The 19,627-nt window shown below is 65.2% G+C and carries 17 protein-coding genes; 10 read left to right on the top strand and 7 right to left on the bottom strand.

Annotation, left to right across the window (positions count from 1 at the left end):
• Window positions 1-7: 7 nt before the first annotated feature.
• From CAURIS_RS02565 to CAURIS_RS02545, 5 genes are all read right to left on the bottom strand, one after another.
• The gene (locus tag CAURIS_RS02565; RefSeq protein WP_290342673.1) at window positions 8-709 is read right to left on the bottom strand and encodes a VIT1/CCC1 transporter family protein; all 702 of its coding nucleotides are present in this window, start codon (window positions 707-709) and stop codon (window positions 8-10) included.
• Between the two features lie 124 nt (window positions 710-833).
• Window positions 834-1,928: a YhjD/YihY/BrkB family envelope integrity protein gene (locus CAURIS_RS02560; RefSeq protein ID WP_290342672.1), complete on the bottom strand. Its 1,095-nt coding sequence runs from the start codon at window positions 1,926-1,928 to the stop codon at window positions 834-836.
• A 66-nt stretch (window positions 1,929-1,994) separates the two neighbouring features.
• The gene (gene trpS, locus CAURIS_RS02555) at window positions 1,995-3,005 is read right to left on the bottom strand and encodes a tryptophan--tRNA ligase (protein ID WP_290342671.1); all 1,011 of its coding nucleotides are present in this window, start codon (window positions 3,003-3,005) and stop codon (window positions 1,995-1,997) included.
• A gap of 76 nt (window positions 3,006-3,081) precedes the next feature.
• Window positions 3,082-3,888: a trimeric intracellular cation channel family protein gene (locus CAURIS_RS02550; RefSeq protein WP_290342670.1), complete on the bottom strand. Its 807-nt coding sequence runs from the start codon at window positions 3,886-3,888 to the stop codon at window positions 3,082-3,084.
• A complete protein-coding gene (locus tag CAURIS_RS02545; protein WP_290343283.1) occupies window positions 3,888-4,796 on the bottom strand; it encodes an exodeoxyribonuclease III in 909 nt (302 codons plus the stop codon). The genes CAURIS_RS02550 and CAURIS_RS02545 overlap by 1 nt, the downstream gene beginning before the upstream one ends.
• Before the next feature lie 124 nt (window positions 4,797-4,920).
• Between CAURIS_RS02545 and CAURIS_RS02540 the strand changes: the two genes are divergently transcribed.
• Window positions 4,921-7,137, top strand: coding sequence for an NADP-dependent isocitrate dehydrogenase (locus CAURIS_RS02540; RefSeq protein ID WP_290342669.1), 2,217 nt, complete (start codon window positions 4,921-4,923; stop codon window positions 7,135-7,137).
• An 8-nt stretch (window positions 7,138-7,145) separates the two neighbouring features.
• Here CAURIS_RS02540 and CAURIS_RS02535 read toward each other — a convergent pair whose 3' ends face one another.
• Window positions 7,146-8,171: a LacI family DNA-binding transcriptional regulator gene (locus CAURIS_RS02535; RefSeq protein WP_290342668.1), complete on the bottom strand. Its 1,026-nt coding sequence runs from the start codon at window positions 8,169-8,171 to the stop codon at window positions 7,146-7,148.
• A 581-nt stretch (window positions 8,172-8,752) separates the two neighbouring features.
• Here CAURIS_RS02535 and CAURIS_RS02530 point away from each other — a divergent pair.
• The 5 genes from CAURIS_RS02530 to CAURIS_RS02510 are packed head-to-tail and all read left to right on the top strand — an operon-like array spanning window position 8,753 to window position 13,582.
• A complete protein-coding gene (locus CAURIS_RS02530) occupies window positions 8,753-9,835 on the top strand; it encodes an ABC transporter ATP-binding protein (protein ID WP_290342667.1) in 1,083 nt (360 codons plus the stop codon).
• Window positions 9,832-10,734, top strand: coding sequence for a carbohydrate ABC transporter permease (locus tag CAURIS_RS02525; protein ID WP_290342666.1), 903 nt, complete (start codon window positions 9,832-9,834; stop codon window positions 10,732-10,734). Before CAURIS_RS02530 ends, CAURIS_RS02525 begins: the two co-directional genes overlap by 4 nt.
• Window positions 10,735-10,737: 3 nt before the next feature.
• Window positions 10,738-11,568 carry a carbohydrate ABC transporter permease gene (locus CAURIS_RS02520; protein ID WP_290342665.1) on the top strand — a complete coding sequence of 277 codons (831 nt, stop codon included), beginning with the start codon at window positions 10,738-10,740 and terminating at the stop codon, window positions 11,566-11,568.
• Window positions 11,568-12,896 (top strand): extracellular solute-binding protein, encoded by a 1,329-nt coding sequence (locus tag CAURIS_RS02515; RefSeq protein ID WP_290342663.1) that lies wholly within the window; start codon window positions 11,568-11,570, stop codon window positions 12,894-12,896. The genes CAURIS_RS02520 and CAURIS_RS02515 overlap by 1 nt, the downstream gene beginning before the upstream one ends.
• Window positions 12,896-13,582, top strand: coding sequence for a DUF1868 domain-containing protein (locus tag CAURIS_RS02510; RefSeq protein ID WP_290342662.1), 687 nt, complete (start codon window positions 12,896-12,898; stop codon window positions 13,580-13,582). Before CAURIS_RS02515 ends, CAURIS_RS02510 begins: the two co-directional genes overlap by 1 nt.
• 56 nt (window positions 13,583-13,638) lie before the next feature.
• On the opposite strand, the gene CAURIS_RS02505 is transcribed toward CAURIS_RS02510, so the two are convergent.
• Entirely contained in the window at window positions 13,639-14,247 is a 609-nt protein-coding gene (locus CAURIS_RS02505; RefSeq protein WP_290342661.1) for an HAD family hydrolase, read from the bottom strand.
• Window positions 14,248-14,515: 268 nt separating this feature from the next.
• Here CAURIS_RS02505 and CAURIS_RS02500 point away from each other — a divergent pair, with 268 nt between their 5' ends.
• The 4 genes from CAURIS_RS02500 (at window position 14,516) to CAURIS_RS02485 (ending at window position 19,623) form a co-directional block, all read left to right on the top strand.
• Window positions 14,516-15,838 (top strand): O-acetylhomoserine/O-acetylserine sulfhydrylase, encoded by a 1,323-nt coding sequence (locus CAURIS_RS02500; RefSeq protein ID WP_290342660.1) that lies wholly within the window; start codon window positions 14,516-14,518, stop codon window positions 15,836-15,838.
• A gap of 31 nt (window positions 15,839-15,869) precedes the next feature.
• Window positions 15,870-16,973: a homoserine O-acetyltransferase MetX gene (gene metX, locus CAURIS_RS02495; RefSeq protein WP_290342658.1), complete on the top strand. Its 1,104-nt coding sequence runs from the start codon at window positions 15,870-15,872 to the stop codon at window positions 16,971-16,973.
• Between the two features lie 523 nt (window positions 16,974-17,496).
• A complete protein-coding gene (locus CAURIS_RS02490; RefSeq protein WP_290342657.1) occupies window positions 17,497-18,537 on the top strand; it encodes an extracellular solute-binding protein in 1,041 nt (346 codons plus the stop codon).
• Between the two features lie 27 nt (window positions 18,538-18,564).
• Window positions 18,565-19,623 carry an ABC transporter ATP-binding protein gene (locus CAURIS_RS02485; RefSeq protein WP_290342656.1) on the top strand — a complete coding sequence of 353 codons (1,059 nt, stop codon included), beginning with the start codon at window positions 18,565-18,567 and terminating at the stop codon, window positions 19,621-19,623.
• The last annotated feature ends 4 nt before the right edge of the window (window positions 19,624-19,627 follow it).

The following is a 19,627-nucleotide window of genomic DNA, read 5'->3' as shown; positions in this document are numbered from 1 at the left end:
GGGGCGGCTACAACGCGGCGGTGCCGAAGAGGTTGCCCACGCCGTAGGTGACGGCCAGGCCCAGAGCCCCGCCAATGATGAGGCGCGCCACCGCGCGCTTCGGGTCGGCGTCGCCGATCTTGGCGGAGATCGCCCCGGTGATCGCCAGCGCGAGCAGCGTGACCACGAACGTCACGGGCACGCGCGCCGACTCCGGGGGCAAAAGGACAGCGGCCAGGGGCAGCATCGCGCCGAGGAAGAAACTGAGAAACGAGGCGATCGCCGCGCTCCAGGGGCTGACGATGTCCTCCTCGTCAATGCCGTAGTGCAGCTCGAGGTGCGCCTTGAGCGGGTCAGCGGCCGTGCGCTCCTGCGCCACCCTGGTGGCGGTTTCCGCGCTCAGGCCGTCGCGCATGTAGCCCCGCACGAGGTGGGCGAACTCGCCCTCCGGGTCCTGTTCGTGCAACGCGGTCTCCTTGGCCACGTAGGAGCGCTCCGTATCGCGCTGGGAGGAAACGGAGACGTACTCCCCCAGCGCCATCGAGACGGCGCCGCCGACGACGGCGGCGATGCCCGCGGTGGCGATGGCGCCAACGTGGGAAGTTGCGCCCGCGACGCCGAGGACGACCGCGGCGGTGGAGACGATCCCGTCGTTCGCACCGAGGACTGCGGCGCGCAGCTTATTCAGTTTTTCGTTGAGGCCGATGGAGGTCACATCAGGTGTGGTCATACTGAAAGTTCTAGCGTGCCCCGCACCCGGCCGCAACGAAGGAAAGGCTACGTTACCGCAGGTCACGGCCGTTTTTTAGGGGAGGCAATCACAACTTCGCGCGCCTCGGCCAAGTTGGGGGCGGCTAGTCGCGGGTCAGAAGCGAAATCACGCCGGCGCCGACGGCCCCCACCGCGGCGCCGATCCCAAGCAGCGCCCCGTTGCGGTCCTTCTTGCTCAGGCCCTGCCCCGCGGCGGCGGCGCGCACGTTAATCACGGCCGGCTCCGGGACCTCCGCAGGCTGCGCGGCGAGAGATTCGGGCGTGGTGGCAGTCCAGGCGGCAACGTAGAGGACGACGCGCCAGATGAGGTAGAGCACGACCATCAGGGCGATGATCGGCCCGAAGATCGCGCCGGCGGGGTTGTTCGCCGCGGAGCTGACGATCAGGGTGGCAAACTGCTTGATCAGCTCGAAGATGACGGCGCCGATGAGAGCGCCCTGCAGACCCGACTTGCGGGGCACCGACGTGCGCGGCATGAAGATGTTCAGCCACGACATGACGAGGAAGTTGGCCACAAGACCGACGGCAAAGCCGACGAGCCACACGACGAAGCGCGCCCCGGGGAAATCGCCGACGCCGAGCCAGTCCATGAGGTCCGAGGTAAAGCGCGAGGCGCCGACGCCGGTCACGGTGAAAGCGAGCAGCAGCAGCGCGATGAGAACGAGCAGGCCGACAAGGTCGCCGAGCTTCTTCTTGACGAAGTTGCCGCCTTCGTCGCCACCGATCTTCCACATCCCGGAAATGCCGATACGCAAGTGGTTCATCCAGCTAAGGCCCGACCACAGGGTGGTCAGCAAACCGATGCCGGCCACCGCGCCGCGCTGGTCGATGGCCGATTCCACGAGGCCAGCCAGGGCCTCGCCCACGTCGCCTTCGGCCGAGTCGAGGATCTGCTGCTGCACCTGCTGCAGGATGTCAGGGCGTGCCGCGAGGAAGAAACCAAGGCCCGCGAACAGCAGCATGGTCAGCGGGAAGATCGCCAGGACGGAAAAGTACGTAATGCCCGCGGCCAGCTGGTTTCCGCCCTGGGCCACGAAGCGCTCGTTCATCCGCATCAGGCGGGCGGCGAGGGGGACGCGCTGCGCGATGTCGCTGTCGCTGGCCTTCTCCGGCTTGCGGGAGCGTTCGATGCCCTGCTCGTCCGTGTACGCCTCGTAGGGCGATGTCGCGGTTGCCATGGTTGTCCTCCTCCGATTGTGTCTAACAGCACTTCATCGTAGAGGAACTTCCCCGCGCGGCGCGCACTAGCGCCGCGGGGCGAGGAATCCGACGCGCTCGTACACCCGTTCAAGAAGCGGCGCGGCGACCTCGCGGGCGCGCTGCGCGCCGGCGGCGAGGATGGCTTCCAGCTCCGCGCGGTCCGCCATCAACTCCTCGTAGCGGGAGCGCAGCGGGGTGGTGAACGCCTCTAGCGCCTCGGCGGTGTCGGTTTTCAGGGCGCCGTAGCCTTGGCCTTCGTAGGCGGCGACGAGGGCGTCGATAGGCGTGCCGGTGAGCGCGGACTGGATGACGAGCAGGTTGGATACCCCGGGCTTGGCCTCCTTGTCGTAGGCGACCACGCCGTCGTTGTCCGTGACGGCGGACTTGATGCGCTTGGCGGAGGTCTTCGGCTCGTCGAGGAGGTTGATGATGCCCTTCGGGTTCGACCCCGACTTGCTCATTTTCGCGGTCGGTTCCTGCAGGTCCTGGATCTTCGCCGCCCCCTCCGGGATGAAGCCCTCGGGCACGGTGAACGTCTCGCCGTAGCGGGAGTTGAAGCGGGCGGCGAGCGTGCGGGTCAGCTCGAGGTGCTGGCGCTGGTCCTCACCGACGGGCACGAGGTGCGGGGAGTAGAGCAGAATGTCGGCGGCCATGAGCATGGGGTAGGTGAACAGACCGACGGTGGTGCGCTCCTGGCCCTGCTTGGCGGACTTGTCCTTGAACTGCGTCATGCGGGAGGCCTCGCCGAAGCCCGTGATGCACTGCAAGACCCAGGTCAGCTCGGCGTGCTCGGGCACGTGGGACTGGACAAAGAGGGTGGACTTCGCCGGGTCGATGCCCAGGGCGATGAGCTGGGCGCAGCCCTTGAGTGTGCGCTCGCGCAGCTCCTGCGGGTCCTGCTCGACGGTAATCGCGTGCAGGTCGGGGATGAAGTAGAAGGCCTCGTAGCGCTCCTGCAGGTCGATCCACTGCTTCAGGGCGCCGAGGTAGTTGCCCAGGTGGTAAGAGTCCGCGGTGGGTTGGATGCCGGAGAGAACACGCTGCCTGTCAGTCATGGTTTCCGATTCTATAAGGCCCCTCCCCGAAAGCCGCGGACCAGCCGCACAGCGCCACCTAGTGCAGCGCCCCCTGCTAGGTCCCCTCCCCGTCGGTCCGCTTGGGGCGCTTGCGGCGTAAGCCCCGGTTGCGGGGCCCGCTTTCGCGCATGCGGCGCAGGCCGCGGTAGGCCTGTCGCGCCCCGGGGATGAGGCGGCCGTTGCTGTAGAGGAAGTGCTGCATCTCCTCGCGGGCGGAGCGGTCCTTGATTTCCTCCTCGTCGTAGTCGTAGACGGGCAGCCCCCAGCCGTACTTCACGGAGAGCAAGCGCAGGGTGAGCACGACGGTAAGTGTTGCCAGCACGACGATCCAATTGGGCACGTTGAGCAGCATGAGCCCCCACCACACGGCGGTGCCGATCACGGCGGTGGCGGCGTACATCTCCTTGCGGAACACCAGGGGCACGCGGCCGGAGAGGACGTCGCGCATAACGCCGCCGCACACGCCGGTGGTGACGGCGCCGACGCAGCTGATGATGAAGCCGTGGCCCTGCGACAGGGCGACCTGGATGCCCAGCACCACGAAGGTCGCCAGCCCGATCGCGTCGGCGATGAGGAAGTAGCGTCTCAGGTGGTACATCAGCCAGCTGATGCGCGAGGTGATCACCGAGGCCACGACGACCACGATCAGGTACTCGGGGTGCTCGACCCAGGTCAGGGGGTAGGAGTCCAAGAGCACGTCGCGCACCGTTCCGCCGCCCAGGGCGGTCAGCGCCCCGAGGGTGATCACGCCGAACAGGTCCATGCGCATGCGCCCGGCGGAGACCGCCGCCGTCATGGCCTCGGCGGTGATGCCGATGAGGTAGAGGACCGCGAGGAGCGCGTCCGTGTCGTAGTTGGTCATCAGCGGTACGTCACCACGAGGGGTGAGTGGTCCGACCAGCGCTCTTCGACGCTTCCGGCTCTGTCGACCCAGGTGCGTTCGGCGCGCTCGAGCATGGCCGCGGTTACCGCCTGGTAGTCGATGCGCCACCCGGCGTTGTTGTTGAAGGCCTGCCCGCGGTAGGTCCACCACGTGTACGGCGCGTCCTCGGGCTGCAGCCGGCGCGCGACGTCGAACCACGCGGGGTGGGCATTCGCTTCACGACGCCCCGTTGACGCGTACTCCACAGCCCCCGCCCACTGGGCGGTCTGCTTGGCGTCGACGTCCTGGGCCTCGGCGTCGGGGAAGGCGCCGAACACGGCGTCCATGAAGGCGCGCTCGTCGGGCAAAAAGCCCGACTTGGTGCGGTTGGTGCGCCAGTTCTTCAGGTCCTCGCGGCGGTGGCAGATGTTCCAGTCGCCGCCGATGACCATGTTCTCGTACTGCTCGGCCCAGGCGGCCAGCAGGGGCTCGAAGCTGTCGAGGAAGGCGTACTTTTCGTCCTGCTTGGCCGTGCCGGCCGACCCGGAGGGTAAGTAGAGGGAGGCGACGCGGGTGCCGTCGTCAAGCGAGCCCGCGATGAAGCGGCCGGCGTTTTCGAAGCCCGGGATGCCGACTGTGACGTCGGAAAGCGGCGCGCGGCTCAGGATGGCCACGCCGGCGCGGCCCTTTGCCCCCGGCTCTTCGGCGGGGGCGGCGACGAGGTGCCAGCCTTCGTCGAGCGCGGGCTGCAGGCTGGCTTCTGCCTGCTCGCGGGAGGCGCGCACCTCCTGCAGCAGCACGACCTCGGCCGGGGTGCGCCTTAACCAGTCGAGCATCCCCGGGTTGACCTCGCTGCGGACCTTGGTGGCCGCGCGGATTCCGTTAACGTTGACGGACGCGATGCTCAGGCTCATGCGCAACAGACTACAGTGCGCCCCGCGCGGCGGCGGGCGCGCCTTGGAGTTACCCGAATGGGCGAGATAGGTATCCTGTGCAACAGAATTGTCACGAGATAATTAGAGGAGCAAAATAGTGGCTAAGATCATCTGGACTCGCACCGACGAAGCACCGCTGCTCGCGACGTACTCCCTCACACCGATCGTCGAGGCCTTCGCCTCCAACGCTGGTGTCGAGGTGGAAACGCGCGACATTTCCGTCGCCGGCCGCATCCTGTCCCTGTTCCCCGAGCGAGTACAGGACGAGGCCTACGCCCACGACGCGCTCGCGGAGCTCGGGAAGCTGAGCGAACAGCCGGAGGCCAACATCGTCAAGCTCCCCAACATCTCGGCCTCCCTCGTGCAGCTGAAGAAGGCCATCGCCGAGCTGCAGTCCAAGGGCTTCGACATCCCCGACTACCCGGACAACCCCACGACCGACGAGGAGCGCGACATCCGCAAGCGCTACGCCACGGTCACCGGCTCCGCCGTCAACCCGGTGCTGCGCCAGGGCAACTCCGACCGCCGCGCCCCCGAGGCCGTGAAGAACTTCACCCGCAAGCACCCGCACTCCATGGGCGAGTGGTCCAGGGACTCGAAGACGAATGTGGCCACGATGGACGCCAACGACTTCCGCCACAACGAAAAGTCCGTCATCATGGACGCCGACGACACGCTGCGCATCACACTGCGCACCAAAGACGGCGGCGAGGAGGTGCTCAAGCCCGAGCTGAAGGTACTCGCAGGCGAGGTTATCGACGGCACCTTCATGTCCGCCAAGGCGCTCGACGCCTTTCTCCTCGACGCCATCGCGCGCGCCAAGGACGAGGGCGTGCTCTTCTCCGCGCACCTGAAGGCCACCATGATGAAGGTCTCCGACCCCATCATGTTCGGCCACGTCGTGCGCGCCTACTTCAAGGACGTCTACGACCGCTACGGCTCCGAGCTGCTGGCCGCCGGCCTCAACGGGGAGAACGGCCTGGGCGCCATCCTCGACGGCCTCGACTCCGTAGACAACGGCGAGGAGATCAAGGCCGCCTTCGAGCAGGCGCTTCTCGACGGCCCCTCCCTCGCCATGGTCAACTCCGCGCGCGGGATCACCAACCTGCACGTGCCCTCCGACGTCATCGTCGACGCCTCCATGCCGGCCATGATCCGCACCTCCGGCCACATGTGGAACGCCGACGACCAGGAGCAAGACACCCTGGCCACCCTGCCTGACTCCTCCTACGCGGGCATCTACCAGGTTGTCATCGATGACTGCCGCGAAAACGGCGCCTTCGACCCCACCACCATGGGCACCGTCCCCAACGTCGGGCTCATGGCCCAGAAGGCCGAGGAGTACGGCTCCCACGACAAGACCTTCAAGATCCCCGCCGACGGCACCGTCGAGGTCACCAACTCCGCCGGCGAGGTGCTCATCTCCCACGACGTCGAAGCCGGCGACATCTGGCGCGCCTGCCAGACCAAGGACGCCCCGATCCGCGACTGGGTCAAGCTCGCCGTCAGCCGCGCCCGCAAGTCCGGCATGAAGGCCATCTTCTGGCTCGACGAGGACCGCGCCCACGACCGCAACCTCATCTCCCTGGTGAACAAGTACATGGCCGACCTCGACACCGAGGGCCTGGACATCTCCATCGCCTCGCCTGTCGAAGCAACCCGCACCACCGTCAAGCGCCTGCGCGCCGGTGAGGACACCATCTCCGTCACCGGCAACGTGCTGCGCGACTACAACACGGACCTGTTCCCCATCCTCGAGCTGGGCACCTCCGCCAAGATGCTCTCCATCGTCCCGCTCATGGCGGGCGGCGGCCTCTTCGAAACCGGTGCCGGCGGCTCCGCACCGAAGCACGTGCAGCAGGTGCAGGCGGAAAACCACCTGCGCTGGGACTCCCTCGGCGAGTTCCTCGCCCTCGCCGAATCCCTGCGCATGGAGGCCGACCACGGCAACGCCAAGGCCGGCGTCCTGGCTGGCGCCCTGGACAAGGCCACCGAGACCCTGCTCGAGGAGGGCAACTCCCCCTCCCGCAAGGCAGGCGAGATTGACAACCGCGGCTCGCACTTCTACCTCGCGCTGAACTGGGCCGAGGAGCTGGCGAAGCAGAGCGAGGACGAGGAGATCGCCTCCACCTTCGCCCCCGTCGCCGAGGCGCTGCGCTCCAACGAAAAGACCATCGCGGACGAACTCCTCGCCGTGCAGGGCTCCCCCGCCGACCTGGGCGGCTACTTCCTGCCCGACGAGGAGAAGACCTCCGCCGTCATGCGCCCGTCCGCGACCTTCAACAAGATCATCGACGAGCTGGCGGCGAAGTAGGGTTCGCGCTACATCGCGGTCGACGCGGCCAAGGTACGGCCGCGAACGACCTCCCCGGGGATCTTGATACTGATCAGCTCGCGCGGATTGTCGGGGGTTCCGTGCCGTTGGATCAGGCCGATGATGGAGTCCACGGTGGCCTGGGCCAAACGGCGGATCGGCCAGCGGTACGTTGTGAGGCCCAAAATGTCTGCCCCGTGTAGCGCACCGTCGCAGCCGGTCACGCTGACATCCTCCGGAACGTTCAGCCCATGAGAGTCAAATAACCTCAGGAACGCGAGTTGCCGCAGGTCGGTAGGACACATGACAACGCTCACGGCGCCGCTCTGCACGAGCGGGAGAATGTACTCCTCGCCGGTGTTGTTGCCTACCTCTACGACGAACGGCTCAAGGCCCGCGGCCCGGATCGTCGTAATCATCGCCTCCGCGCGCAACCATTCGGGCAGCGAGATCTCCTTTCTGGTCCGGATCACAGCGATGCGAATGTGCCCCTCCCCCAAGACAAGCCGGGCCAGCGTCCGCCCCGCCGCTTCAGCGTCGTAGGAAACAGCGTGCACCAGCCCCTGCGGCTCGGGGCGCCCCGCCCGCAGGATCGGAACTTGCTCAAGGAAGGGCGCAAGCAGTTCGCTGGGTAGGTCCCCCGTAGACACGATGAGGCCCGCCACCTGCATCCCCACCAGGTTGTACAGGCTCTCGATTTGTACGTGGTCATGCTTTCCTGTCGCGACGGTCATGGTCGCAAGGCCCCATCCTCTCTCCGCGGCTGCGAGGTGGAGTTCAGAAAATAATGACCCGTAGGTGGGGTTCGCGGCGTCGCGAAGCAAAAGCCCGATTGTGCGGTTGTCTTTCAAAGCCACGCGCCGGGAAACGGAGTGCGGGACGTAGCCAATCTCGTTGGCTACTTTCAGAACCCGCCGCCTTGTCTCCTCGGAGACCTTCTTCTGCCCGAGAAAAACCCGCGAGGCGGAGCTCGGCGACACCCCCGCCAGACGAGCGACGTCGGACAGAGTTGGCCTGGCGTCCTTTTCAACCATCGTGGATTCCCTTCACCGCCCCGGCGCGAAAGAACAGCCGGGCGCATCGAGCACTCAGATACGGAATAGGGAACGTTCCCATACAGCGAAGGGTACTCGTAACGGAGCCTCCTTACACCTCGGCGAGGCCGCCTCCCCATCAAGACCGCGGAAACGAGCCTTTTTCGGCACAATCGGGCTACCTAATCGAGCAAGGACCACCCCCATTACCTACCCCCGTCCCGGAATTCGCCGCCGCGAGGCGTCGAAGGTTGGGAAAGTTCCCACTTTTCCAACGCCGATCTAGCACCCCGCAGGTTAACTAGTCCCGCCCGTTTACTCCCGGGTGAACAATTTTCGCCCTTTGTTTCCTTTGCCCCCTATGGGCTCCCCCGCCCGCGGTGCCATTAGCCCAGTTCACATGCCGACGTTCAGCTTCACCAAGGCTCTCGCCTGCACAAACGCACAACATTTCGTATTAGCCCCGCGTTTACCTTTTCGACAGCTCGAGGCAACACGCCGCTGACAGTCTTTGTTCCGCTCCGCTGCAGCGAGCAACTGCTACTGAATCAGCCCTTGTAGACACACCGGGAAGTTGAGTCATGTCAGAAATCCTCTTCGACGCTGCAACCCTGCAGTACCCCGGCAATCCGCAGCCAACCATCAACAACCTCGATCTCAAGATCGACGATGGCGAACTGATTGCCGTTGTCGGCCCCTCCGGGTCAGGAAAGTCGACCACCCTGCGCATGGTCGCGGGCCTGGAAGCTTTGACCTCCGGGGAGATTTACATCGGCGGAGAACCCGCCTCAAAAACCGCTCCCTCCAAGCGCGACGTCGCCATGGTCTTCCAGTCCTACGCCCTGTACCCGCACATGACAGTCGCGGAGAATATGGCGTTCGCGCTCAAGATGCAGAAGGTGGAGAAGGAGGAGCGCGAGCGTCGCGTCAGGGAAGCCTCCCGCCTGCTCGAGCTCGACTCCTACCTCGGCCGGCTGCCCACGGCACTCTCGGGCGGCCAGCGCCAGCGCGTGGCCATGGGCCGCGCCATCGTGCGTGAGCCCAAGGTCTTCCTCATGGACGAGCCCCTGTCCAACCTCGACGCCAAGCTGCGAGTGAGCACCCGCACCCAGATCAGCCAGCTGCAGCGCACGCTGGGCACGACCATGCTCTACGTCACGCACGACCAGACCGAGGCGATGACAATGGCGCACCGGATTGCCGTCCTCGAAGGCGGCAACATGCAGCAGGTGGGCACCCCCGAGGAGCTCTACCTGCGTCCGGCGAACGTCTTCGTCGCCACGTTCATTGGCTCCCCCTCGATGAACCTGCGCCGCGGCATGATCACTGAGGACAAGCTCCTCGTGGGCTCGGCCTACCTCCCGCTTCCACGCCTCACCTCAGCCGGCGAGGGCCGAGCCGTCATCTTCGGCATCCGGCCCGAAGACACGGAACTGAGCAGCGAGGCCGAGGCCGACCTCACCGGGGAAGTCGTGTTCGTGGAGAACTTCGGCTCGGACAAGTTCGTCCACGTCAAGGCCGAGGAGCTGGGCACGACCGATGAGTTGATCGTGCGCGTGCCCAACACCGAGCGCTTCACCGAGGGCGCACCGATTTCGCTGCGCGTGAACCGGGCCAAGATGCACGTCTTCGACGCCGAGACCGAGGAGCGGATCGCCGAATGACGTCCACGGTCGCACCCAAGCAGGAAACTCGGCGGCAGTCCATCGACTGGATCGCCTGGGCGTTCCTCGTGCCCAGCCTGATCCTGTTCCTGCTGTTCGAGTTTTACCCCTTCCTCCGCGCCCTGTACCTGTCTTTTTCTACGGTGGACCTGTTCGGGCGCCCCAACGGCTTCGCTGGCGTTTCTCACTATGTGGACATGCTCGCGGACCCGACCTTTTTGTCCACCCTTGCTCGTACGCTTATCTTCACCGTGGTATCGGTCGTGCTCAAGCTTGCCCTGGGCCTGGCCATTGCTCTGCCGCTGAGCTACAGGCTGAGGGGCACGATCTGGATGCGCTCCCTCGTCCTGGTGCCCATGGCGGTATCCACGGCGATCGGCACCCTCGTCTTCCGCAACATGTTTGCGCCCCTCGTTGGTCTTTTCGACCAGATTGCCATTTCGCTCGGTTTCGACCAGGTCGGGTGGCTGACCAGCCCCAACATTGCCCTGTGGTCGGCGATCATCGTCGACCTGTGGATCGGCATTTCCTTTGTCATCCTGCTTCTCATGGTGGCCATCGACACCATCTCCCCGGAGGTGGTCGAGGCGGCGAACCTGGACGGGGCAACCGGCGGCAGGTACATCCGGCACATCGTCATCCCGGGCATCGCCCCCATGCTCCTGTTCCTGGCCGTGACGCAGTCGATGTCAGCGATGAAAGAGTTCACCATCTTCCACGTCTTAACCGGCGGCGGCCCCGGCAACTCCACGAGGACGTTGGTGCTGGACATTTACGACAAGGCCTTCGGCGGAGGTACAGCCGACTTCGCAGGTGCTTCGGCCCGCGGCATGGTGCTGTTCATCATCATCCTCGCGCTCACGCTCATCCAGTTCCGACTGACCAGAAAGAAGGCCTAGGCCGTGAACTCCCAACTTCGCTCACCAGTCACCACCGTCTTTTTGTGGATATGGCTGCTCATCGCCTGCGTATTCATCATCTTCCCCGTCGTCTACGCGGTCATCGGTTCGTTCCGGTCCACCCCTGACATCCAGGGCGGCATCCAGAGCCTCCTCTTCGGCGATTTCGTCGCCTCGAACTACCCCCGCGCATGGAATCAGTCCGAAGTCGGGCAGCAGATGATCAACTCCGTGATCGTGACCATCATGCAAACCGGCGGCCAGTTCATCACCGGGGTGCTCGCGGCCTTCGCCCTCGCGTTCGGTCGCATCCCCGCGCCGGGCAAGATCCTCGTGTTCTTCCTCGTCCCCATGATGATCCCTTCCGAGATCTCCGTGATCGGTAACTACCTCACCGTTCGCGAAATGGGGCTGTACGACACGGTGGTCGCGATCTTCCTGCCCTACGTCGCTTCGTCCTTCACGATCTTCCTGTTCTACCAGGCGTTTAAGCAGTTCCCGAAGGAGATCCTCGAAGCGACCCGCCTCGAGGGCGTCGGACCCCTGCGTTTCCTGTTCACGTTCCTCATCCCCCTCAACCGTTCCGTGTGCATGACCGCACTCGTGACCGGCGCGATTGCGGCGTGGAACGGCTACATGTGGCCGTTGCTGATCACCCAGTCGGCCTCCGTCCGCACCATCCAGCCCGGTATCAAGGCGCTGGCGGACGAAACAGCTGTGGATACAGGCCTGGTCCTCGCCGGCCTGATCATCGCAGCACTGCCCACCATCATCCTCGTGGTCTTTGGTCAGAAGTACCTGAGCCGCGGCCTAACCGAAGGAGCTGTCAAGTAATGAAGAAGTACACCCGCATCCTGTCTCTGACCACCCTGACCGCCGTCACCGCCACCACCCTCGCGGCCTGCGGCTCCGGCGCAGACACCCCCACCAACGCCGACGGCGAAGTCGTCGTCGACTTTTGGCACTCTTCCTCCGGCGCCGCCGGCCAAACCCTGCAGCAGCTTGTGGACGAGTTCAACGAGCAGCACCAGGGTGAGATCGAGATTGCCGCCTCCTACCAGGGCGACTACGGGGATTCCATCTCCAAGTTCGTCGCCTCCGTTCAAACGGTCGACCTGCCCGCGCTCCTGCAGGCCAACGACGTCCAAACCCGCTACCTCAAGGACTCCGGGCTGGCCATCCCCGCAGAGGAGCTCGCGAACGAGGACGACTCCTACGACTTCTCCAACCTCATTCCCGCCGTGGCCAACTACTATACGATGGATGATATGGTCTACTCCATGCCCGCGATGGTCTCCCAGCCCGCACTGTTCACCAACGACACGCTGCTGGCCGAGGCCGGGGTTGACCCGAACTCCCTTGACACGGTCGAAGGCCTGCTTGACGCTGCCGAGCGCGTTCACGAGGAAACCGGCCGCGCCGGCCTGACCTTCCACCACTCCGGGTGGTACATGGAGGAACTGATGGCCTCGCTGGGCAACGAGTTCTGCTCCCCCGAAAACGGCGTGGGCGCCGAGCAGCCCACCGAGTTCAACCTCACGCACCCCGACCTCGTGGCAACGTGGGAGCGGATCGGCGAGCTGTACGAGAAGGGGGCGATCCACAACCCCGGCAACGACGGGTCGGCGGCGACCGGCGCGTTCCTCAGCCAGGAGGCCGCCATTCAGATGAACTCCTCCTCGAACTACGGCAACGTCAGCCAGGCCAACATCGACTGGGACTGGTCCATCCGCACCATGCCGCGCGACACTGCCGAATCCGGCGCCGTACCGGGCGGCAACTCTCTGTGGGCGATCGAGGAGGGCACCTCCCAGGAGGAGCGGGACGCCGCCTGGGAGTTCATGAAGTTCATCGGCTCGGACGAGTCCCAGAAGACGATATTTGAGGAAACCGGCTACCTGCCGACAACCTCCTCCGCCGCCGAGGATCTCACCGACCTGACCCCGCAGCTCGAGTCGCTGCTTGACCAGCTGACCACCACCCCGGTGAACACCGTCACCGCGGGCTGCCACTCGGGTGCCCTCAACGACGCCCGCAGCTCCTACGGCGAGGCCATGTCCACCATCGCCAACGGCGAGGACGCGGAGACCGCGCTGGAGACCGCCAAGCAGGGCGCGGACGCCTCCATCGCCTCCTACAACGAGCGCGCCGGAAACCAGTAATGGCGGGCTTCGTTGATAACGCGCGCACGTGGGAGAAGTTCGACACCACCGGGGTGGCGCTGCGCCACCCGGGGTCCACGTTCGTCTCCGCGGTGCCCGCCACCTCGCCCCTGTACACCATCGGGCGCCGTATCCAGGACGACGTCACAGCGCGAGGCTGGGCCGGAAACTACGGCCTGACCGTGCCCTCAAGCTTCCACATGACGGTTCTGCAAGGCCTGAAGGAGCGTACCTTCGCCGGGCAGGACGCCGCGTGGCCCGCCTGGCTCGACGGTGCCGCGGACTTCCCTGAGGCGGTCCGCCTCATGCTGGGGCGCCTGCTGGAGGCAGGCATCCGCGGACCGCGGTCGGTGACCATGACCTCCCCGGGCGTCTGCCCGCTGGAAGGCAGGCTCACCATCCGCATGGAGCCCGCCAACGACGAGGTCGCCCGCGAGTTGGAGCGCTTCCGCCAGCAGGCCGGCGAGGTGCTGGAGATCCCCGTCGAGGCCCCCGGCGAGTACCGCTTCCACACCACCTTGGGCTACCGCTTAACGACGTCCGAGGACCGCGACCCCGAGCTCGGCGCCGCCGCTGAGGAGTACTCCTCGTGGCTCCGGCAGCACCCGGTGTACGAGCTGGAGGCCCCCGCGTTCTGCATCTTCAACGACATGCAGAGCTTCTCCCCGCTGCTCTACTTCAGGTAGCAGAGTCCGCCCCGCCCGGGTCGTGAAACCCGGGCGGGGCGCGCGTCGTGAGCGCGTCAGAGAAGGCCGCGGCGGGCGCCCTCAACTCCTTCCCAGAGGTGCGCGTCCCACCCGAACTCGCGGGCGGCGCTGACGTTGACGTCGCGGTCGTCAAAGAAGTGCACGGCGCAGCGCTCGTAGCCGTCGAAGGCCGCGGAAAGCTCCCGCTCGGCGATCTCGTAGATCTTCCTGTCGGGCTTTGCCACCCCTGCCTCGGCGGAGAAGATCTTCACCTCGATTCCGCTCGCCCAGTCTGCCTCGCGCACCGCGTTGACCATTGAAAACGGGGCGTTGCTGAGCAGCGCGAGGCGATGCCCGGCTGCGGCAAGGTCGCGCAGCAGCTCGTGCACGGCCGGGTCGGCGGTGGCGTTGCGCTCCCCGTCAAGGCGGCCGAGGGCCTGGTAGTCGATATCGCCGCCTGTCGCCCCGGCGCGGTCGAGGACGTGCGCCCAGTAGGTGTCGTCGTCAAGGCCGAGGTCGTAGTCGTCTCGCAGCTCCCAGTAGCTCTCCATCAGCTCCTTCACGCCGACCTCGACGTCGTTGCTGCGCAGGAAGTTCACCAGCCGCGGGACGCGGTCCCCTTCGGGGACGATGACCTTGCCGATGTCGAAGACAACTATTGCCACTTTCTCACTCCTTGGTCCACGAGATGTACCCTGCCCACTGTATTGGCCGCTGCCCATTCGTGAATTAGGCGGACATATGTTCACCAAGCTTTCATTCCGCGCGTTTACCCGGGGTTCATAACACGTCGCCAACAGCGATGCCGCCATTAGACCCCTCGGTCCATTCACGTGCCACTCTGCATATTTTTATTCACGCAAAATGCCTGCTCAGAGACGTAGACAGACAGCTTGGTACACGAACGCTTTGGGAGCCGATACATTGATGCCCATGACCAAGTACGACAACACGCAAGCAAGCGAGTGGGGCTTTGGCACCCGCTCCATCCACGCAGGCCAGACCGTTGACTCCGACACCGGCGCTCGCAACCAGCCGATCTACATGACGACGTCCTACGTCTTCAACGACGCCCAGCACGCCGCCGACCGCTTCAGCCTCGCCGACCCCGGCCCCATCTACACCCGCCTGACCAACCCGACCCAGCAGGCGCTCGAAGACCGCATTGCCAGCCTCGAGGGCGGCGTTGCCGCCGTGGCCTTCGCCTCGGGCATGGCCGCAGAGACCGCCGCCATCACCAACCTCGCCACCTCCGGCGACCACATCGTCACCTCCCCGCGCCTCTACGGCGGCACCGAGACCCTCCTCCAGTTCGCGATCAAGCGCTACGGCATCGACGTCACCTTCGTGGAAAACCCGGACGACCCCGAATCCTGGCAGGCCGCCGTCCAGCCGAACACCAAGGCCTTCTACGGCGAGACCTTCGGCAACCCGATCGCTGACGTCCTGGACATCCCGGCCGTCGCCGAGGTGGCTCACCGCAACAGCGTCCCGCTCATCGTGGACAACACGGTGGCCACCGCCGCCCTAGCCAAGCCGCTGGAGCTCGGCGCCGACATCGTCGTCGCCTCCACCACGAAGTTCTACACGGGCAACGGCGCCGCAGTCGGCGGCGTGCTCGTCGACGGCGGCAAGTTCGACTGGACCGTCGAGCGCGACGGCAAGCCGGTCTTCCCCTACTTCGTCACCCCGGACCCCGCCTACCACGGCCTGAAGTACGCCGACCTCGGCGCCCCGGCCTTCGCTCTCAAGGCGCGCGCCGGCATCCTGCGCGACACCGGCGCCGCAATCTCCCCCTTCAACGCATGGGTTGCGCTGCAGGGCCTCGACACCCTCGGCCTGCGCCTCGAGCGCCACAACCAGAACGCGCTCAAGGTCGCGGAGTTCCTGACCAACCACGAGAAGGTCTCCCACGTTAACTTTGCCGGCCTGAAGGACTCGCCCTACTACGCCGTCAAGGAGAAGCTGGGACTGCCCTACACCGGTTCCGTGCTCTCCTTCGACATCGCGGGCGACGAGAACGACCGCGCCAAGGCGTGGACCTTCATCGACGCGCTCACCCTGCACTCGAACCTCGCCAACGTCGGCGACGTGCGCTCCCTGGTCGTCCACCCGGCCTCCACCACGCACTCCCAGTCCGACGAGGCAGGCCTGGCCCGCGCCGGCATCACCCAGGCGACCGTCCGCCTGTCGGTAGGCATCGAGGACATCGAGGACATCATCGCCGACCTCGAGCGCGGCTTCGCCGCCATCTAGAACACGCCAACTGTTTAAGGAGGCACACACGTTGACTCTCCCGGAGGCCGGACAGCTCCACGAGGTACGAATCGGGGACTTCGAGACGGAAGCTGGGGCGCTGATCCGCGATGTTCGCATTGCCTACCAGCGCTGGGGGGACCTCCGCGGAGACAACGTGCTACTGGTCGAGCACGCCTTGACCGGCGATTCCAACGCCGCCGAGTGGTGGAGCGAAGCAGTCGGCCCGGGCAAGGCGCTCGACACCGATCGCTGGTGCGTCATCTGCACCAACGCCCTCGGCTCCTGCTACGGCACCACCGGCCCGGCAAGCACGCACCCGGACGGTGGCGCCTGGGGCTCGCGTTTTCCCGCCGTATCCATCCGCGACCAGGTGCGCGCCGAAAAGGCCTTCCTCGACATCCTCGGAATTAAGCGAGTGCACGCGGTGCTCGGCGGCTCCATGGGCGGGGCGCGCAGCCTGGAGTGGACGCTGCTTTACCCCGACATGGTGGAAAGCGCCTGCGTCATCGCGGTCTCCGCGCGCGCCAGCGCCTGGCAGATCGGCATCCAGAGCGCGCAGATCTCGGCGATCACCCGCGACCCCGCCTGGCGTGGCGGCGACTACTACGACACGGACGACTCCCCCGATCAAGGCCTCGCGGCGGCGCGCCGCCTGGCGCACCTGACCTACCGCGGTGAGCTGGAGATCGACGAGCGGTTCGGCACCTCCGCCCAGCCCGGCGAGGATCCCCTGGGAGCCTTCCGCAGCGATGACCAGCGCTTCGCCGTCCAAAGCTACCTTGAGCACCAAGGGAAAAAGCTGGTCAAGCGTTTCGACGCCGGAGCCTACGTCTGCCTCACCGAGGCTCTCAACCGCCACGACGTCGGCCGCGACCGCGGCGGACTGAACAAGGCGCTGGCTTCCTCGCAGGTCCCGACCATGGTGGTGGGCGTAGACACCGACATCCTGTACCCCTACCACCAGCAGGAACACATCTCGCGCAACCTGGGCAACCTGCTGGGCATGTCCAAGCTGTCCAGCCCCATGGGCCACGACGCCTTTTTGACCGAGGCGCGCCAGATGGACCTCATCCTGCGCAAGTTCATCGCGCTGACCCAGGACGACCCCACGGGCGGGCAGTACTGCATCTAGATTTCATGCCCTCTACCCGGGTGGCTGCTGCCGTACAGCAGCCACCCGGGTTTTTGCATCTCCGCGCTGAAAGCGTAGCTGCCTATTGAACAGTAGCCCTCAGGCGACTGTAGCCATTTCCTAATGTGTCATAGTTCATATCGGAACTAGGCAATCTTTACGCGTCACATTTTTCTCGAATGTCAATTCGATCCCTATGGTAATGATAAGGGAATCGATACCCCTTAGACCCCCTTCAGGGGGTAGCTGCTACAACAGTGCGGCACCGGGCAGTAACCGGAACGCGGCACAGCCTCAAGAAAACCTACGAAAACGATAGTTAAGCACCTGGCCATGTAATTACCGCAAGGTTTTCGCGAAGTTAACGTAATAGTCATGGGAACGTTCAAGTTAGGCCACAGTTAACTGCCAAGCTATCGGGGAGCATTTCGTTTCCGCTGTCTATTTTGCTGTCCAAAAAACAGAGATCGAACGGATTTTCGCACGAAATGCCGCGTCGACCGACCTAGGAAAGGAATCCACAATGCGATTTGGTTTGGCAAAAGCCGCCGCATCCGTACTCGCCGCAACGATGGCTGCGACGACCCTCAGCGCCTGCGGCTCCGACCCGGAGAACGAACCCCTGGTGATCTACTCCAACTCGGTGTCCGACGGCCGCGGCGAGTGGCTGCAGGAGGAAGCTGCCGCAGCTGGTTTCGAGATTGAGTTCGTCGACCTCGGTGGCGCCGACATCCAGAACCGCCTCATCGCCGAGCAGGCCAACCCCATCGCGGACGTCGTGTACGGCCTCAACAACATCTACTTCGAGAACCTGAAGTCCTCCGGCGTGCTCCAGCCGTACACGCCGGCATGGTCCGACCAGGTTGACCCTTCCATGGGTGACGGTGAGACCTTCTGGCCCATCGTCCGCGAACCCATCATGCTCGTCTACAACGACGCCGCGTACACCCCGGAAACCGCGCCTGACGACTGGCCGGACCTGTGGGAGAAGGAGGAGTACCACGGCCGTTACGAGGTGCCCCGCAACCTCGGCGGCGCCACCACCCAGCTGGTGATCTCCGGCATCCTTGCCCGCCACTTCGACCCGAACGGTGACCTCCACGTCAGCCAGGAGGGCTGGGACGCAATCGAGGCCTACTTCGAGCACGGTGTGCCCGCCGTCGAAGGCCAGAACCTCTACGGCCACATGGCCAGCGGTGAGGTGGACATGGGCCAGATGTACCTCGCCGGTAAGGCCGCCCGCGAGGAGGAGTACAACCTTCCCACCACCGCCGTCCACCCGCCGGTGGGTGTCCCGATGGCAACGCAGCAGGTCGGCCTGGTCGCCGGCACCGATAAGCCGGAGCGCGCGCAGGAGTTCATCGACTGGTTCGGTGGTGCTGAGTTCCAGGCCAAGTGGTCCAACCAGTTCTTCACGGCCCCGACCAACCAGGAGGCCCTCGAGGACGCGGACCAGGAGGCGGTCCAGCAGACCGAGGCGTTCGAGGAGCAGGACATCGACTGGACGATCGTCTCCGAGAACCTCGCCGCCTGGATTGAAAAGATCGAGCTCAACTACCTCTAAGCTCACCAACTCTGAAGGAAGAATCCCGTGATCAAGTTCGAAGACATCGTTGTCCGCTACGACAACGACTTCCTCGCGTTGCCCGAGTTCAATCTGACGATTGAAGACGGTGAGTTTTTCACCCTCCTCGGGCCGTCCGGCTGCGGCAAGTCCACCGCGCTTCGCACGCTGGCGGGCTTCATCAACCCGACGTCCGGCCGAATCCTGTCGAAGGACCGTGACATCACCCGTGCACCGAGCAACAAGCGCGGCATCGGCATGGTCTTCCAGAACTACGCCCTGTTCCCCTCCATGTCCGTGGGCGACAACATCGCGTACGGCCTGAAGACCGCGAAGGTTGCAAAGGACGAGATTTCCGAGCGCGTCGCCGAGGTGGCACGAGAGGTCAACCTCACCCCCGAGCAGCTGGACAAGGGCATCGCCGCCCTCTCCGGTGGCCAGCAGCAGCGCGTCGCCATCGCGCGCGCCCTCGTCATGCGCCCTGACATTCTGCTTCTCGACGAGCCCCTTTCCAACCTCGACGCCAAGCTGCGCCAGCAGCTTCGTGTGCAGCTCAAGGACCTCCAGCAGCAGTCGGGTATCACCACCGTGTACGTGACGCACGACCAGGAAGAAGCGCTGTCTATGAGCGACCGCATCGCGGTGCTCAACCGCGGCATGATCGAGCAGGTTGGGCGCCCCCAGGACGTCTACAGCGACTCCGCCACCGAGTTCGTCTGTAACTTCCTCGGCGACGTGAACCGGCTCTCCCCCGGCCAGGTCGCGGAACTCAACAACCAGGGCGCCGGGCTTAACCCCGAGCACAACCACTACATCCGCCTGGAGAAGGTCCGCTTCACCCAGAACCAGGCTGAGCTTCCCGCCGGTATCCACGTTCTGCGTGGCGTTCCCGAGGGTCGCAGCTACCTCGGCACGACTTCGGTGTACACCATCCGCGCGCTGGACTCTGCGATCCGCGTGCTCGTGCAGGAGTCGGGCCACTTCGAGTGGGCCGAAGGCGAGGTCTACCTCGGCATCGATCCCCAGTGGATTCGAAGCTACGCGCCGTCGACCGAAAACTTCGGGGATAGCGGGGAGAAAAAGTGAGTCG

Origin of the sequence: Corynebacterium auris (assembly GCF_030408575.1) — a bacterium.
Lineage (GTDB): Bacteria > Actinomycetota > Actinomycetes > Mycobacteriales > Mycobacteriaceae > Corynebacterium > Corynebacterium auris.
The sequence above is the reverse complement of the archived record's forward strand: the minus strand, read 5'-3'. Positions and strand labels throughout refer to the sequence as shown.